A 16,935-nucleotide genomic window follows, 5' to 3' on the forward strand; every position below is an offset into this window, starting at 1 on the left:
TAATTTTGGAATATAGAAAATGAATATTTTATTAAAACAGACATTAACCGCTAGCATTCTTTCTACAATGATTGCGAGCACAGCTTTTGCTGCTCCTGCTGAAGCACCTCCTGCATTTGTTAAAAAAGTAGCAGATGGTTTAATTGCACGCTTAAAAGCGGATAGTTCTAAGTTGCAGTCAAATCCTGCTTTAGTAAAAACGATTGTTCGTCAAAACTTAGATCCGTATATCGACTCACAAGCATTTACGCGTATTGTGATGGGAACTTATGCGACTAATCAATATAGCTCTGCCGCGCAGCGTGCTCAATTTGAAAAGAATTTTCGTGAAACTTTAATTGAAAATTATGGCTCTGCTTTTGCTAAATTCTCAAATCAAACGTATACATTGCGTCCTTATAAAGCGACTAACAGCAAGAATCCTGTTGTGACAATTGACTTTAATAATAAGGGTGAAAAAATTCCTGTATCTTTCCAGTTGGTTGATAAAGGGAATCAGTGGAAGGTACGTAATATCAATGTTTCTGGTATTGATTTGGGCTTACAGTTCCGTAATCAATTTGCTGCGACTGTAAAGCGTAATGGCGGTAATATCGACAAAGCAATTGCGAACTTTAAACCAGATGCTGAAGCTGCTGTAAATAAATAATAGTAGGTGATCAGTGATTGAATTTAAAAATCAGCAGTTGGTCGTTTCGGGTAAAATTGATTACGATAATGCTGAAGAATATTATCAGGAAGGATTGGCAATTCTTCAGACCAAAATTGAATTACCAGCAGTTGTAGATTTATCTCAACTTGAACATGGTAGTACTTTAGCTTTGGCTGTATTGGTGCGTTTGTTGCGTCAAACCCCCAATTCAAATGGGCTGAAGTTTAAGTCTGTGCCAGCTAAAATGATGAATATTATTCAAGCCTGTCATTTAGAAAGTGATTTGCAATTGCTAGATTAAGCAAAGTTTAAATCTAAAAAAGCACCGAAAGGTGCTTTTTTATTGTTGGGTATATTTTTGCTTGTTTACCTCTCCCTAACCCTCTCCTAGAAAGAGAGGGAAATTGAAATACTCAAATCCATTTTTTCCAGCGGAAGTAAATCATTGGGCCAACAAAGAAGGCTAACAAAATTGCACTCACAACAATAAAACTTGTTGTGCCATGGGCAAAGGGTAAGACTTCTGTATTCATGCCATAAACACTTGCAACAAGCATAGGTGGAGCAAGCATACTTGGTAAAATAGAGAATCGACGAATCGTGTCATTCTGTTCAGTATTGATGAATCCAGATGTTGTATCAAGTAAGAATCGAACTTTTTGGAATAAGAAAGCATCGTGTTCTACAAGTGAACGAACATCTTCACTTAACTCACGAATGTCAGCATCATAAATATGACTACCTAAAGCACGAGGACGAGCTAAAAAGGTGAGTACACGACGTAAATCGATTAAGCATAGTTGCGCTTTTCCAAGCGTATCTTCTAACTGTGCAAGGCGTGTAATCATGTCATCTAAATCTAGCATCTGTTCACGATGACGGTTATTTAGAACTTCTGTTGAGTACTTTTCTAAGTCTTTGTGGATATCTTCCAAAATATCCGCAAGTTCATCGAGCTTTGCTTCTAATAAACCTAAAAGTACCCATGTTGGGTCTTTATAATCGATTTCGTAATCATTACGACGCGCTCGAGCACGGAAGGCACGAAAAGCCACGAGCTTTTCACCACGTAAGGTAAATAAGCGATCTTTATGTAAAATGAATGCAACGGTTTGAACAGTTGAAAGAATGCTTGAATTCTCTTCAGGTTCGCCATCAAGTTGGAAGTTTTTATTTTTCGTTAAAAAGTACGTACTAATATGTAAAATACCGTCATCATCACGGTAGAATCGAGCTGAAGATGAAATGTCTTCTAATGATTTTAAAGTGGGTAGGTTTTGGTCATAAGCATCTAACACCCATTGTTGTTCTTCTTGGGAAGGTGCAATAAGGTCAATCCAAACCAAATCTTGATGTAAATCGAAGCCACCATTGATGGTTGCATCTTCTAAACTACCGCGCTCGGTAGAGTGAAAGGCTTCAAGCATTCGTCTTTTCTCCTTTGCGCAGTATCCATATTTGTAATGCGTGTATTTTAGACAAGGTTTTAATGAAAAGCACGATCCATATCATTATTTTAGTTAAAAAAAGTACTTGAACGTAATAGTAGTGTATCTAAACACAATAACATGGTGAAAAAATGACAAATTCTATTGCTGTATTTTGTGGCTCTGCATTTGGTACAGATGAAATCTTTAATCAAACTGCACAAGATGTTGGTCGAGCAATAGCAGAGCAAGGCAAAACATTGGTTTACGGTGGCGGTAAATCTGGCTTAATGGGTGTTGTTGCAGATAGTGCTTTACAAGCCGGTGGGCGCGTTATTGGCGTGATTCCAGAAGTACTTGTAAATAAAGAGTTGGCGCATCCTCATTTAACCGAATTACATGTTGTAAAAGATATGCATGAGCGCAAGACAAAAATGTCTGAATTATCTGATGCATTTATTGCAATGCCAGGTGGTGTTGGAACGTTAGAAGAAATTTTTGAACAATGGACTTGGGCGCAATTGGGTATTCACTTAAAGCCTTGTGCATTTTTAAATGTAGATGGTTTCTATGATGAGTTAATTAAGTTTATTGAGGTAACAACCCAAAAGGGTTTCACGCATGAGCGATTTACCAATACTTTAATTTCGTCATCTTCTATTCAAGATGTTTTAAGTCAGTTCGAAAAATTTGTTGCACCTGAACCGAAATGGGGAATGGTTGAACGTTCAACAGTAGTGGAAAATACATGAAATTAATAACAGTTGCTGCGGCAATTATCTTAAATAATCAGCAGCAACTTCTTGTGGTACGTAAGAAAAATACAGAATTTTTCATGCAAGTGGGTGGAAAGTTAGAACCAAATGAATTACCTGAAGTGACAATGCTTCGTGAAATTCAGGAAGAAATTGGCTGTGAAGCTCGTATTGAAAAATTTATTGGTCGCTTTGAAACGCTTGCAGCAAATGAGCCTGATTATCAACTTGTAAGTTATGTATATTTTATTGAACTCAATGAACAGCCACATATTGATGCTGAAATTGCAGAAATGAAATGGATTGATTTAGACGATGTAGATACGCGTTTAGCACCGTTAACTACGGAAGTCGCTATTCCTTGGGTGAAAAAGTATTTAGCAGAAGTTGTGGTTTAATTCCCACTATTTAATAAATTTAGACACTTAATAAAAAGGAAAGACATGTTCTTTCCTTTTTTATGATGTTTTTAATTGTCTGCGTAGGCGAGACAAGTTGCATAGATTTTTTGGCAACCTAACTCTTCTAATTTAAGTTTCAATGCGTGAATTGAACTTCCTGTTGTCACAACATCATCCAAAATAAGTACACGACGATATTTGATTTTTGATAGTTCATTGATTTCAAATTGGGTATCAATATTTTCAAGGCGTTCTAAGCGGTTTAAGCCTTTTTGTGAATATTGATTTGAGCGTGATATATAGCTAAATACTAAATAAATCATTACAGTAATCTTTAAATAATTTATCAATATCTTTAACTCTAAACTTATTTCGAATCGCCTTGACTCGCGACCACATATTTTCTATTGGATTTAAATCTGGACTATATCTAGGAAGCCACACAATGTAATGGCCCGCACAACGTACCAACTCCTGAAGTCTTTTCCCTTTGTGAAAGGTCGCATTGTCCATAATCAAAACACTGCTTTCTTTCAACTTAGGTAATAAATCCTGTTCAATCCAACATTCAAATACTTCTGTGTTCACTGAACAATTAAACACACCAACTGTCAGCAATCTATTTTCAATGATTGCACCGATCACATTACTGCAATTCTTCAACTGCCAGTTAAATTTACCTTCAGCACGTGTTCCTTGAAGGCTATAACTATGAGTTCTGGTACTTTCACTTTGAAAACCACTTTCATCTATGTAAATCAGAGGCAATTTCCCTTCTAAACACTCTATGAGATTTTGAAATTGCTGACGTTGATTTTGATCTGCTTTAGGATGCTTTAACGTCTTTTTTTACGCGATATTCCTGCGGCATGTAACGCATTAAATACCGCATGAGTGCTTACTCCTAAACGTTCAGCTCGCTCATACTGATAATCATCAGGATATTGTTCAACATCCTTCAATATTTGCTCTCTGCTAATTTTAGCTGGACGGCCAGGAATAGGTTTGTTTGTAGTGGACTTTTTCCAGTTCTGAATTGTCTGTATACAGATGTTAAAATGCTGTGCTGCTTTTCGCACAGACATTTCATCTCGAATCATAATTTCTATGACTTTGTCTTTAAAATCTTTTGAATATCCCATATCTCTATTGTTCTATAGTTTTTAGGATTTGGCTATAGGTTGCCAAACAGGAATGTTTAAATCTTTCGTTAATATTTGTGCCAATACCAAGGCTTGGTTGAAACCACGCTCTACTAGGCGTTCATTTGAAATTGGCATAGGCACAATGGCTTGTACTTTAGGAATACGAACTTCTTTTAAAACGCCAGCCAATAACGTTTGATAATGAAGCTGTTGTTCATATTTAAACTTTTGAATAATTCGATCTATAGGATAGGCATAGTAACAAGCGACAGAAATATCTATTTCTTGGCGTTGTATATTTTGTTTATACCAAGGTAAATTATTCCAGCAGTCTTGGCAAATAGAATGCATTGCTTGGGCATCTACACCGCAAAGTTGGCAAGTGTCCAATGTGCTTAATTGTGAAGTAGCACTTTTTATTAAATTAAACATAAGCGTACCTTGGTGCTTCAGGTAGCCAGCGTTTTAATAAAGCATCGGCATGAGTAGGATAGTCTTTTAAAATTTGATGTGCGACATAATGTGCTTGACTTAGAAGATGATCATCACGTTCTAATTTAGCCACACGAAAGCCCATATCACCTGTTTGTTTTGTTCCTAATAGTTCACCAGGACCACGAATTTCTAAGTCTTTTTCAGCAATTAAAAAGCCATCATTGGTTTCACGCATAATGCGTAAGCGTTCTTGCCCATTTTGAGAAAGTGGGTTTTTATAAAGTAAGGCGCAGAAACTTGCCTTTGCACCACGACCAACTCGACCACGTAATTGGTGTAATTGTGAAAGTCCTAAACGCTCCGCATTTTCAATGACCATAATGGAAGCGTTTGGAACATCGACACCCACTTCAATCACAGTGGTGGCAATAAGAAGCTGTAATTCATTATCTTTGAATTGTTGCATTACAGATTGCTTTTCGTCTGCTTTCATTTTGCCGTGAACTAAGCCAACTTTTAAATGTGGGAAACGCTCACGAATTTCTTGATAAGTTGCTTCGGCAGCTTGTGCATCTAAAGTTTCAGATTGCTCGACAAGGGTACAGACCCAATAAGCTTGTTTGTCTTCGGCACAATTGGTCGCAATTCTATTTAATACTTCTTCACGTCTATCTAGCGGAATAGTCACGGTTTGAATTGGTGTTCGACCCGGTGGTAGTTCATCAATGACTGAAGTATCCAAGTCACCATAAGCAGACATAGCCAGAGTACGAGGAATAGGGGTAGCAGTCATCACCAATTGATGTGGTGTCATACCATCTAAGCCTTTATTACGTAAAGCTAGACGTTGATCTACACCAAAGCGATGTTGTTCATCAATAATGACTAAGCCAAGCTTGGCAAATTCAACATTTTCCTGAAATAGCGCATGTGTTCCAACAATTAAATGAGCTGAACCATCTTTAATAATTTGCTCTGCTGCTGCGCGAGCTTTGCCTTTTTGTTTGCCTGAAAGCCAAGATACAGACAGACCTAAAGGCTCAAACCATTTCTTGAAATTTAAGTAATGTTGTTCTGCTAAAATTTCTGTAGGTGCCATTAAAGCAACTTGCCAGCCTTCTTCTAAAGCATGGCAAGCAGCCACACCCGCAACTAATGTTTTGCCTGCACCTACATCACCCTGAATTAAGCGAAGCATAGGTTTATTGAGTTTCAAATCATCTTCAATTTCTTTGGAAACACGCTTTTGTGCGCCTGTCATTTCAAAAGGTAGTGCACTTAATAATGCTTTTGTATACTTTTTACTTGGTGAAAATGAAGGTGCTTCAATTTGCTGAATATAGGCACGTCGCGTGAGTAAGCTGACTTGATGTGCAACAAGCTCTTCAAAAATTAAACGTTGTTGCGCAGGATGTGAGCCTTGCGACAACTGAACCATATTGGCATCTACAGGTGGATGGTGAATATAATCCAACGCTTCTTTTAATGCATATCCATTGGTGAATTTTTTAGGTAATAATTCAGGTAAATCATCGCTATGTTGTTGTAGCGCTTGCTTCACATATTCACGAATCTTAGGTTGCGTTAACCCTTCTGTGCTTGGGTAAATTGCCGTAAGCTGAGTTTGCGGAAGAGGTGTGTGTTCACTAATAACTTGTATTTCAGGATGATAAAGCTCTAAACCACGAGCGCCTACACGAACTTCACCAAATATTCTTAAACGGTTGCCAACTTTTGCCCGATCTGTAATGCCTTTATAAACATGATAAAAACGTAAAGTGACTTTGCCAAAATCATCATCGAGTAATACCGCCATAGACTTACGTTTGCCCGGTGGAAAATCGACACCTTTTACAATACCTTCAAGCAAATAGCTTCTGCCTACGACCAATTGGTTCATAGGAATGATCGTGCTACGATCTTCATAGTCACGTGGAAGATGAAACAGCAAATCATCTGTGTTAAAGATATTTAGCTTTTCTAGTAAAGCAGCAGAGGCATTTCCTACGCCTTGCAATTGGTGGACTGCGGCCATGTCCCCTCAACTTAGTCTGTGATTTGGTGCTAAATGCATATTTTATTTATAGGTTATGGTAAAACATCTCAGCGCGTTGCTAAACAACTATTTGCGCTCGATCATCAAATTACCACAATTAGTTCAAGTCCGAAAACAGATGAATATGCAACGCATCTTATTCAAGATATTCATCATCTTAATTTAAGCCAAATTAAACCTGTAGATTGTGTTTATATTTTACTGTCTCCGAAACAAAGCAATGTAGATGGATACAGGGAAACTTATTTGAATTCTGCATATTCAATTATTCAGGCTTTAATAGATCATCCTGTAAAGCGTGTAATTGTGGTGTCTTCTACGCGGGTATATGGTGAAAATGCAGGGGAGCGAGTGGATGATGAAACTTCAATTTCGCCTAAAGATGAACAAGGGCAAATTTTGGCAGAAATGGAGCAGGTTTATTTAAAAGCTTATGCTGAAAGATGCGCCATTATTCGTCCTGCAGGTATTTATGATGGTTTATCTGAACGTATGATTCGTCTTGCAGAAAACACAAAAACGTATCCTAATATTCATTGGTCTAACCGTATTCATATAGATGATTTATCTTGTTTCTTAGCGCATCTACTTCACGTGGAACATCCTAAGAAAAGTTATATTGTGACCAATAATTTACCTGAACCTTTACATGAAAAGATTTTAAAAATTCAAAAGGAAAAGGGTTTTCCTGAGTTGGTTTTGGAAAGTCAGAATGAAACCGGAAAGCGAATTTTTGCAATGCGAATGAATGAAACAGGATTTAAACTTATTCAGCATTAAGCTTTGCATAGATATAAAAAAGCCTCTCAATTGAGAGGCTTTTCTTTGCTTATTTCTTTTTACGCTTTTGGCGTTTTTTAGCTTGTTGGGCAGCTAAGGCATCTAAAGCTTCTTTCAATTCTTCATCGGTAAATGAAGTAATGTGATGAAGCATTTGCAATTTATCTTCATCTAAAACAAGGTTGGCGTACTGGGTAATATTTTGGAATGGCGCATCAAATACTATCGAATTATCTTCATTTGTACTGATGTAACCTTTTTGCGTGAGCATTTTAATGAAGCTTTGGAAAAGTGCTTTATCAAAAAATTCAGGAGAATTAAACTCATAAAGTACAGATAAGCGCTGACCCACTAAATGACTAAGTTCTTCAACTTGGCGCATTGAAATATTGCCTGAACCGCGCTGAGTAATGAGTGAAAGCGTAATGTAGTAACGCTCAAGGCTTTGCATGACAGGTGTTGCAAGCACTACAAGCTGATTATGATCTTCAGTATTTGGTGCAGGTGCAACTAAATTGCCTTCAGCATCTTTAGAGATGAGTTTTGCATTCAATAAAGCATTAATATACGCTTCAGTTGGGGCTTGAATATCATCTTCATTCCACTTTAAGAACAATTCTGCTTTTAAGAATGGATATAAAGTTTTAATAACATTGCATAAATCTTTTGGAGCAATTGAACCATTGTGGTTTACAAGTGCAGCAATTAAAGATGGTAAAACAAAGGCATGTAAGATGTTATTGCGGAAGTAAGTAAGAAGAACTGCTTGACCTTCTTCAATCGCAATAATATCACCTAAAACATGGTTCACGCGTTTAATTAGTTTAAGCTTTAAACCATAAGCAATAATTTCTTTGCCAGATAAAGGCGTTACTTGAATGCGTTCATCATAAGGTAAAGATGCAAGCAAATTACGGTAAGTATCAATTTGCTTCACGCAAATTTCTTCATCTAACGTATGTTTTGGTGTTGCAAGAAGAATAAGTGAAAGCAATGAAACAGGGTTAATAACTGCAGCACGGTTAATGTTTTCCAAAATTGCATTTGCAGAGCTATTTACTGCTTGTGATACTTCTTCAGGAATTGCATCATCATTTTTAGCAACAGTTACATTTTCTGCATTATGCTGTTTCAGCATGTCATCTAAGAAAACTGGCTCACCAAAGTTCACATGAACTTTACCAAAGACTTTTTCAATTTTACGTAGGGTTTTAATAATACCCATAATTGATTCAGACTCTTTCGCCTTACCATTCATTTCGCCTACATAAGTTGAACCTTCCATTAAGCGTTCATAACCAATATAAGTTGGAATAAATACGATAGGCTTAGAGCGACCACGTAAATGACTATGAACAGTCATAGCAAGCATGCCCGTTTTAGGCGGTAAGATACGACCTGTACGTGAACGACCACCTTCAATGAAGTATTCAAGCGGTGTGTTGCGTGACAAAATGCTATATAAATATTCTTTAAATACCGTGGTGTATAAACCACTTCCGCGGAATGAACGGCGAATAAAGAATGCGCCACCGCCACGTAAAATTTGCCCTACAAAAGGCATATTTAAGTTATCGCCTGCGGCAATGTACGGTACCATCAAACCACGTTGATAAATCACATAAGACAATAATAAATAGTCGATATGGCTACGATGACATGGCGTATAAATAATCTCGTAGTCTTTGGCTAATTCACGAACCGTACTAAAGTTGTGAACATCTACACCATCATAAAGTTGTGTCCATAAGCGTGTAAGCGCCATAGAGGCAAAACGTACAGTCGAGTGTGAATAGTCCGAAACAATTTCGTTCACGCAACCTATAGCGCGGCGTTCTGCTTCAAGCAAACTAATTTTACTACGAATGCTCTCGCGACGAATTGCATCTTGAACATCGGGAGACTTAATAAGCGAATGCATGACATTGCGTCGGTCAGACAAATCTGGCCCTAAAACAATTTCACGTTGATTATCTAGGTAATTATTTAAGGTATTTAAAATATATGTTGCAGGCGAAATATTTGGATGTGTCTCTTTCGCAAATTCAATAAGCTTACGTAAAGATTGTGGCTCATGGAATTCTAAATAAGATTGACGTCCATGCATGCCAATATTTATAAGCTGTTTCACTGTGCCAGGTGTAGACCATGTATCGGTCATTAAAACCTTAAGCAATGAATTTTCTTTATCTGGCGCACGTCCCCAAAGTAGGGTAACAGGCACAAGATCTACATCTGCATCTGGGTGTTTTTCTAGTAATTCAACCAAGCTAAGTAAGCGTGGCGGAAGCTTATGTGCAGATGGATTTAAAATATTATTTTCATCTGAATGTTGTAAGAAAAGAACAGATACTTTCTCTTTATGGTCTTTAATAGTAAGCGGGTCTAATGCAGGTGCTAATTTTAAACGTCGAGTTTCACCATCAACAACTAATGCATTGCTGCGAGAATGATTTTGTAAAACATAACAAACCACTTTAGGTTTGTTTAGCGCATCACCTTGTTTTTCTGCAGTTTGAGATGCTACAGGAACTTCGCCAAGAACTTGAGGTGTTACCACGAGGTCAAGCAGCTTGCTAGAAAGCTTGCGATAAATTTGACCGAAGCCACTCTTGGACATAAGAACTCCTACTTAAAAGACCGTTACTACAGAGATGTTGCGGGATATTATTTTGAGCAATTGTAATTCAACACAATATGCCATTTTCTAACAATATTCGTAAGTGCGGGTAATTTTACAGTTAAAGAGCATACTTTTAGAAGCTATATTCAAAAAATCATATGACAAACGAGTCAGTAAAACTTTATTGCTTTGGTTGGTTTTATGGCAAAATAGCCTTCTTTTTAGTTGTAATACACAATTAAAGCCTCATTTCATAGTGATCGAATCGATATAGGTTGCCCCCATGAATGCATTAACTCAGGAATTGGTTGATTTACTTAGCCTTGAAAAACTTGAAGAAAATATCTTCCGTGGACAAAGTCGGAACTTGGTGGGTAAGCGTGTTTTTGGTGGGCAAGTTTTAGGCCAAGCATTACGTGCAGCTTCATACACAACAGATCGACCAGCACATTCTTTACATGCATATTTCTTATTTGGTGGTGATGTAAATGCGCCAATTATTTATGAAGTAGATCGTATTCGAGATGGGCGTAGTTTTATTAGCCGTCAGGTGCGTGCAATTCAGCATGGTAAAACTATTTTTATGTGCATGGTTTCATTTGCAGAGCAAGAGGAAGGCTTAAATTATCAAACAGCCGAGCCAGATTATCCTGCACCTGAAAACTTAAAAAATGAAGCTGAATTAAAACAGCAGATGGTTGAATTTGTACCTGAAAATGTACGTGCAAGCTTTATGCGTGATCGTCATGTTGAGCTTCGTCCTGTGATGCCAATTAATCCATTTGCACCACAACCTGAAGCACCAAACTATGCACATTACATTCGTACGCACGATAAAATTGCTGCGGAAGTTGATGAAATTTCATTGCATCAAGCAATTGCTGCGTTCTATTCAGATTTCACTTTAATGACGACAGCGCTTCGCCCACATGGCTTAAGTTATCTTTCACCAAGTTTGCAATGTGCAAGCATCGATCATGCAATGTATTTCCATAAACCATTCCGTGCAGATGAATTCATGCTTTACGACATGGATGCAACAATTAGCGCAAGTTCGCGTGGTTTGAATTTTGGTAGAATGTGGCAAAACGGTCAGTTGGTGTGTAGCACAACACAAGAAGGCCTAATCCGCTTACGAGAAATTGAATCTCAATAATTTAAAAATTGAAACTAAAAAGCCGAATGATGATTCGGCTTTTTTTTATGAAATATACCTAAGATAGGTATAACCTTATGACAAAATAACGCTCGATAATAAAAAATATGCATGGCATATTGTCAGCTAAATTAATTCAAAAAAGCATTCTAGGATGAACTTAAATTCACAAATTCTAATTGCAGCCATAGTGGGTGTGATTTTTGGTTTTATTCTAAACCTATTTCCAAACACTCAGTTTTTTGATGCAAGTATTTACGGGCTAAGTATTGTCAGTAGTGTCTTTATTGGCTTGCTGAAAATGCTGTTAATTCCATTAATTTTCAGCTCTATTGTAGTTGGTGTTTCTAATTTACAAGCTACAGGGCAACTCAGTCGAACTTGGAAAATTACCTTAATGTGTTGTGTAACCACAACAACATTGGCGCTTATTTTAGGTTTAGCTTGTGCGCACTTATTTAATGTAGGTAAAGGTGTAGACATTGTCATGTTCCAAGATGCAATGAACTCGCATCAAACACCTGACACATTAACGCCAACCTCTTTTTTCACCAACTTTATTCAAAATACCTTAATTAATCCATTTAAAGCATTTGCAGAAGGTAATGTTTTAGCCGTTGTGGTTTTTGCATTATTTGTGGGTGTGGCTTTGGTTAAAGGTGGAGAAAACTTCCGAACAGTACGTAAACTTAGTCATCAGTTTTTTGACATTATGATGTTGATGATTGGTTGGGTAATGAAGCTTGCACCATTCGGTATTTTGTCATTATTGGCAAAGCTGATAGCAACAGAAGATATTACTGTTTTAAGTCGTTTGGCTGAATTTGCCGCCGTGGTAACAGGAACAACAATTTTCCATGGGGTGGTGGTGTTGCCACTTCTTTTATGGATTTTTGGCAAGATGAATCCGTTAACCTTTTTTAAAGGAACACGTGCCGCATTAATTACTGCATTTGCCACAAGCTCAAGTTCTGCAACAATGCCACTTTCAATGAAATGTGCGCAGGAAAACTTAGGCGTACGTCCACAAACGGCAGGTTTTGTGATTCCTTTAGGAACACAATTAAATATGGATGGAACTGCGCTTTATGAAGCAGCAGCAGCCTTATTTATTGCAAATTTAATGGGCTTAGATTTAACCATTGGTCAGCAACTTATTGTTTGTGCAACAGCCATGATCGCTTCGCTTGGTGCGCCAGGTATTCCAAGTGCAGGTATGGTCACCATGATTATGGTTTTACAATCTGTTGGTTTGCCTGCAGAAGCGATTGCAATTTTATTACCTATTGATCGTTTGCTAGATACGGTTCGAACAGTTGTAAATGTTCAGGGTGATATGATGATTAGTGTTGTGGTAGACCGTCATACTAAAGAAGAAAATACAGCTTAGTATTTGATTTTGAACTAAGGTTTGAGAAATAAAAAAGGTCGGATATTCCGACCTTTTTTATTTGCTTGAAAAAAGATTAATCTTCTTTTTTTGCAGCATCTACTTTAGCAACTGTTTCATCTTCAACATCAAGTTGATCTTCAAATTCGGCATCATCATAAATGCCTTCTTCCATTTCAAATTCACCTTCTTCAAAATCATTTTCAGAAGCTTCTGGAATACTGTCTAAATCAAACGAACTTGCTTGTTCAAGTGTAAAGTTCAAACGACCTGCCATGACGCTAGCAAGTTCTTCTAAACCTTGTTTGTTCATTGAAGAGAAAAGTTGAATTGAGAAGTTTAACTTCATCTTTTTCAACTGTGCCTGAACTTCTTGCAATACTTTAGAAGCAGGGCCACGGTTGAGTTTGTCAGACTTTGTTAAAAGTACATGAACAAATAATTTACGTGAATAAGCCCATTCCAACATCATAATGTCGAAATGTTGTAATGGATGGCGAATATCCATGAGTAAAACTAAGCCTTGTAAGCTTTGGCGATGAATCAGGTAATTTTCTAACTCTTTTTGCCAAACAATTTTCATTGCTTCAGGAACGGCAGCATAGCCATAACCAGGCAAATCGACTAAACGTTGGTCTGGATTTCCTAAGCTAAAAAAGTTGATCATTTGAGTACGACCAGGCTTTTTAGATGCGCGAGCCAATTGCTTTTGGTTGGTTAAAGCATTAATTGCACTTGATTTACCCGCATTTGAACGACCTGCAAATGCAACTTCATAACCTGTATCTTCAACACAAAGATTAAGCTTAGGCGCACTCATTAAGAATTCAGCTTTTCGTAACCAATTTAATGAGCGAACAGAGTACTCAGTAATGGCAGAATCAACTTTTTTCACATAGCTGATCTTTTGCTTAGGCGCATTTGCTATCTTACTGTTTTTAGACTTTCCTCTGCTGTGGTGCATAGCTTAACTTCAATCAATAATCTACAAACGACCATTATAAAGGAAGTCGAACATTCAAGCGACCTTTGTAAATTTTAAAGCGCAGGAAATTTGCCAAAGAGTTTTATAAATGAATAAGAGGAATAGCAGATAAAGTAGAATATTTAGCTTGAGGGGATGTATTGAGAACATCATTGAGGGTGTATTGATTTAAGCTGATATAGAACTGTTCAAGTGCTTGATCTAAGATACCTTTTAGACCGCATTTGCTACGTAAAACGCAGGGCGGGGTATTACATTCAACAATTTGATGATCACCTTGTAAAATTCTAACAATTTCACTAAGTTGTGAATTTAATGCTTGAGGATTTAAGCGAATTCCACCACCTTTACCGCGCGTGGTAATAATCCAATCATGTTGCCCCATAAAATGAACAATTTTAACTAAATGATTTTTAGAAACATGTAAATCTTCCGCAATTTCGGCAATGGTATAGGGCATATCTCTCGGTTGAGCGATATACAATAAAATACGCAGTGCATAATCGGTAAATTTGTTTAGTTGCATGTGTCTATAAAAATATTGGGAACCTTTCTAGTGTAGCGTGAAAGTCCCTCTAAAGGAACTTTCAACACAGAATCATCTATTTAGAACAAGGTAATATTGCTTATAGTGGAGCAGTTACTTGTACTGTATCGCCAACGTTGTAGTTTTCTAACAAGATGTTCGCAACAGAGAATTCAGTACCATTTTCTTCAGCTTTAACTGCAAATTTAAATTCGTTATTTGCTTGAGCATCTGCAAACTTAAATTGTTGAGGTTGTTGAAGTTCATGATTTGGAACTTTAACTTTTACTGAAACGTATTGACCTGCATCAGCACCTACCACATCGTTGCCATCGGTTGCTTTAATTGTAAATGTTTTACCATTTTCATTGCTTTCAATTGCAGTGATATCAAATGAACGCCAGCCACTCCATCCGCCTTGTTTCGCAGCAAGGTTATCGAATTTTTGTTTTTCAGAATTAATTAAAATTTCAGCAAGTTGAAGATATGCTTCTTTCCATGCAGCAATTAAGTCTGAATCCATTGGTACGTCTAAAACTTCACTAATTGAATGAAGCAAGTTTTCACCCACAATTGAATATTGATCTGGCTGAATGTCTAAGCTTACGTGCTTAGTTGAAATGTGTTCAATTGCTTTAGCTAATACGCTTGGGTTCTCAATATTTTCTGCATAAGCTAAAACAGCAGCAGCAAGCGCACGTGGCTGACGACCAGTACTTTGATGATCTAAGTTAAATGTATTTTTTAACTCAGGATTATTGGTCAACATGCGATTGTAGAAATAACTTGTAAGTGCAACACCGTTTTCACGTAGCACAGGAACAGTTGATTTTACGAGTTCGATATATTGTGGATTCATGGCTTTACTTCTAGAGAGAGTTATAAGATATATTTAAAATACATCTTATAAAATGTATTTACAATACATCTTTAAGAAAACCATACAAAAAATATGGGATATAAAGATATCCCATAATAAGTGAAAAATTGATCGGTTTATTTGATTATTTTTTACCAAATAAAGAACCAAGTAATCCGCGAATAATTTTCTGTCCTGTAGATCCACCTAAGCTACGTGCAGCGCTTTTCGCAAAAGTACCTACGGTATCTTGAATGATTTTTTCACGTTGTTTTGCTGCACGTTCAGCTTCTTTTTGCTGTTCACGTGCAATACGCTCTTGTTCTTTGGCTTGCTGTTTAGCAAAAGCTTCAGCTTCTTTCGCTTGTTGTTTCTCTTGTGCTTCTCTTTCTTTTGCTGCAATTTTTTCCTGTTCTGCTTGGACGGCCTGTTGTTGCATTTCTGCGACTTTGTTTTGTAGGCGTTCAAATGCACTTTCACGATCAATTTCTTGTTCATAAATGCCAGCAACAACACTTTGGCTGATTAAATTTTTACGTTCATCTGTGCTAATTGGGCTAAAAGAGGAGTGTGGTGGCATAATCCAAGCACGTTCCACCATTTGTGGAATCCCTTTTTCATCTAAACAACTTACCAGTGCTTCACCAACACCAAGTTCTGTAATCGCTTGATCTACTTTAAATTCAGGATTGGTACGGAAAGTATCGGCAGCAGTTTTAACGGCTTTTTGATCTTTAGGTGTGAATGCACGTAATGCATGTTGAATACGATTACCTAATTGACCTAAAACGCTCTCGGGTAAGTCGAGTGGGTTTTGTGTTACAAAGTAAATGCCTACGCCTTTAGAGCGAATCAAGCGCACAACTTGTTCAATTTTGTCTTGTAAGGCTTGGCTTGCGTTATCAAAAAGTAAATGTGCTTCATCGAAGAAGAAAACAAGTTTTGGCTTGTCCATATCGCCAACTTCAGGAAGTTGTTCGAATAATTCGGAAAGCATCCAAAGTAGGAATGTTGCATAAAGTTTTGGTGTGTTCATTAATCTATCGGCAGCCAATAAGTTAATATTTCCTCGTCCTTGGCTATCTGTTTGAATGAAATCTAAAATATTTAAGCTCGGCTCACCAAAGAATTTATCACCGCCCTGATCAGCTAAAGCAAGTAAATTGCGTTGAATTGCCCCTAAGCTTGCAGGAGATAAATTGCCATATTCTGCTTGATAACTTGCTGCATTTTCACTGACATGGCTAATCATTGCTTTTAGATCTTTAAAATCTAAAAGAAGTAAACCTTGATCATCTGCAATTCTAAAAACAGCTGAAAGCACACCTTCTTGTGTGTCATTCAAATTCAACATGCGTGCAAGTAATAAAGGACCAATTTCCGAAACGGTAGTTCGAATAGGATGTCCTTGCTCACCAAATAAATCCCAAAAAACTACAGGGGATGCTGCAAAATCAACAGATTCAATATTTAAGGTTTTTAAGCGCTCATCAAATTTAGCATTACTTTCGCCCGCTTTAGCAAGGCTTGAAACATCACCTTTTGCATCGGCTAAAAATACAGGTACACCCAGACGTGAAAAGCTTTCTGCAAGTACCTTTAAGGTCACAGTTTTACCTGTACCTGTAGCGCCTGCAATTAAACCGTGTCTATTGGCAAATTGAGAGTGTAAAACAACATCTTGTGTAGTATCCGATGTTTTCTTTGCAACAATAATTGGTGTACCCATATTTATTCCTATTTCA

At 37.3% G+C, this 16,935-nt stretch carries 16 protein-coding genes and 2 pseudogenes; 7 read left to right on the forward strand and 11 right to left on the reverse strand.

Annotation, left to right across the window (positions count from 1 at the left end; all coding sequences use genetic code 11):
- Positions 1–19: 19 nt before the first annotated feature.
- Both MZO21_RS01565 and MZO21_RS01570 read left to right on the forward strand, forming a co-directional pair.
- Positions 20–649: an MlaC/ttg2D family ABC transporter substrate-binding protein gene (locus MZO21_RS01565; RefSeq protein WP_154771840.1), complete on the forward strand. Its 630-nt coding sequence runs from the start codon at positions 20–22 to the stop codon at positions 647–649.
- Positions 650–662: 13 nt separating this feature from the next.
- Positions 663–953 carry an STAS domain-containing protein gene (locus tag MZO21_RS01570; protein ID WP_171501178.1) on the forward strand — a complete coding sequence of 97 codons (291 nt, stop codon included), beginning with the start codon at positions 663–665 and terminating at the stop codon, positions 951–953.
- Positions 954–1,065: 112 nt separating this feature from the next.
- On the opposite strand, the gene MZO21_RS01575 is transcribed toward MZO21_RS01570, so the two are convergent.
- Entirely contained in the window at positions 1,066–2,079 is a 1,014-nt protein-coding gene (locus tag MZO21_RS01575) for a CorA family divalent cation transporter (RefSeq protein ID WP_154771841.1), read from the reverse strand.
- A 152-nt stretch (positions 2,080–2,231) separates the two neighbouring features.
- Here MZO21_RS01575 and MZO21_RS01580 point away from each other — a divergent pair, with 152 nt between their 5' ends.
- Both MZO21_RS01580 and MZO21_RS01585 read left to right on the forward strand, forming a co-directional pair.
- Complete coding sequence (locus MZO21_RS01580) at positions 2,232–2,831, forward strand: TIGR00730 family Rossman fold protein (protein WP_154771842.1); 600 nt, start codon at positions 2,232–2,234, stop codon at positions 2,829–2,831.
- The gene (locus MZO21_RS01585) at positions 2,828–3,232 is read left to right on the forward strand and encodes an NUDIX hydrolase (protein ID WP_154771843.1); all 405 of its coding nucleotides are present in this window, start codon (positions 2,828–2,830) and stop codon (positions 3,230–3,232) included. The genes MZO21_RS01580 and MZO21_RS01585 overlap by 4 nt, the downstream gene beginning before the upstream one ends.
- Positions 3,233–3,303: 71 nt before the next feature.
- On the opposite strand, the pseudogene MZO21_RS01590 reads toward MZO21_RS01585, so the two are convergent.
- The 5 genes and pseudogenes from MZO21_RS01590 to recG all read right to left on the reverse strand — a co-directional run.
- Positions 3,304–3,531: pseudogene (locus MZO21_RS01590) on the reverse strand (ComF family protein); the annotation flags it as partial.
- Between the two features lie 7 nt (positions 3,532–3,538).
- The gene (locus tag MZO21_RS01595) at positions 3,539–4,024 is read right to left on the reverse strand and encodes a transposase (protein ID WP_227557093.1); all 486 of its coding nucleotides are present in this window, start codon (positions 4,022–4,024) and stop codon (positions 3,539–3,541) included.
- Positions 4,025–4,071: 47 nt separating this feature from the next.
- Positions 4,072–4,377, reverse strand: coding sequence for an IS630 transposase-related protein (locus MZO21_RS01600; protein ID WP_087547287.1), 306 nt, complete (start codon positions 4,375–4,377; stop codon positions 4,072–4,074).
- A gap of 27 nt (positions 4,378–4,404) precedes the next feature.
- Positions 4,405–4,812: pseudogene (locus MZO21_RS01605) on the reverse strand (ComF family protein); the annotation flags it as partial.
- Positions 4,805–6,850, reverse strand: coding sequence for an ATP-dependent DNA helicase RecG (recG, locus tag MZO21_RS01610; RefSeq protein ID WP_248101991.1), 2,046 nt, complete (start codon positions 6,848–6,850; stop codon positions 4,805–4,807). The gene recG and the pseudogene MZO21_RS01605, both read right to left, overlap by 8 nt.
- A 33-nt stretch (positions 6,851–6,883) precedes the next feature.
- Here recG and MZO21_RS01615 point away from each other — a divergent pair, with 33 nt between their 5' ends.
- On the forward strand, positions 6,884–7,651 hold the full coding sequence (locus tag MZO21_RS01615) for an NAD(P)H-binding protein (RefSeq protein WP_154771846.1): 768 nt from the start codon (positions 6,884–6,886) through the stop codon (positions 7,649–7,651).
- A gap of 49 nt (positions 7,652–7,700) precedes the next feature.
- Here MZO21_RS01615 and plsB read toward each other — a convergent pair whose 3' ends face one another.
- Entirely contained in the window at positions 7,701–10,271 is a 2,571-nt protein-coding gene (gene plsB / locus MZO21_RS01620; protein WP_154771847.1) for a glycerol-3-phosphate 1-O-acyltransferase PlsB, read from the reverse strand.
- 286 nt (positions 10,272–10,557) lie between these two features.
- Between plsB and MZO21_RS01625 the strand changes: the two genes are divergently transcribed.
- Positions 10,558–11,430, forward strand: a complete 873-nt coding sequence (locus tag MZO21_RS01625) for an acyl-CoA thioesterase (protein ID WP_154771848.1) — start codon at positions 10,558–10,560, stop codon at positions 11,428–11,430.
- 154 nt (positions 11,431–11,584) lie between these two features.
- The gene (locus tag MZO21_RS01630; RefSeq protein ID WP_154771849.1) at positions 11,585–12,820 is read left to right on the forward strand and encodes a dicarboxylate/amino acid:cation symporter; all 1,236 of its coding nucleotides are present in this window, start codon (positions 11,585–11,587) and stop codon (positions 12,818–12,820) included.
- A gap of 76 nt (positions 12,821–12,896) precedes the next feature.
- On the opposite strand, the gene yihA is transcribed toward MZO21_RS01630, so the two are convergent.
- The 4 genes from yihA to MZO21_RS01650 form a co-directional block, all read right to left on the reverse strand.
- The gene (gene yihA, locus MZO21_RS01635; RefSeq protein WP_154771850.1) at positions 12,897–13,784 is read right to left on the reverse strand and encodes a ribosome biogenesis GTP-binding protein YihA/YsxC; all 888 of its coding nucleotides are present in this window, start codon (positions 13,782–13,784) and stop codon (positions 12,897–12,899) included.
- A gap of 103 nt (positions 13,785–13,887) precedes the next feature.
- Positions 13,888–14,331: an RrF2 family transcriptional regulator gene (locus MZO21_RS01640; protein ID WP_248101994.1), complete on the reverse strand. Its 444-nt coding sequence runs from the start codon at positions 14,329–14,331 to the stop codon at positions 13,888–13,890.
- 100 nt (positions 14,332–14,431) lie between these two features.
- Positions 14,432–15,190 (reverse strand): globin domain-containing protein, encoded by a 759-nt coding sequence (locus tag MZO21_RS01645; protein WP_154771852.1) that lies wholly within the window; start codon positions 15,188–15,190, stop codon positions 14,432–14,434.
- Between the two features lie 145 nt (positions 15,191–15,335).
- Positions 15,336–16,919, reverse strand: coding sequence for a helicase HerA-like domain-containing protein (locus tag MZO21_RS01650; protein WP_154771853.1), 1,584 nt, complete (start codon positions 16,917–16,919; stop codon positions 15,336–15,338).
- Between the last annotated feature and the right edge of the window lie 16 nt (positions 16,920–16,935).

The organism is Acinetobacter portensis (assembly GCF_023158935.1).
Lineage (GTDB): Bacteria > Pseudomonadota > Gammaproteobacteria > Pseudomonadales > Moraxellaceae > Acinetobacter > Acinetobacter faecalis.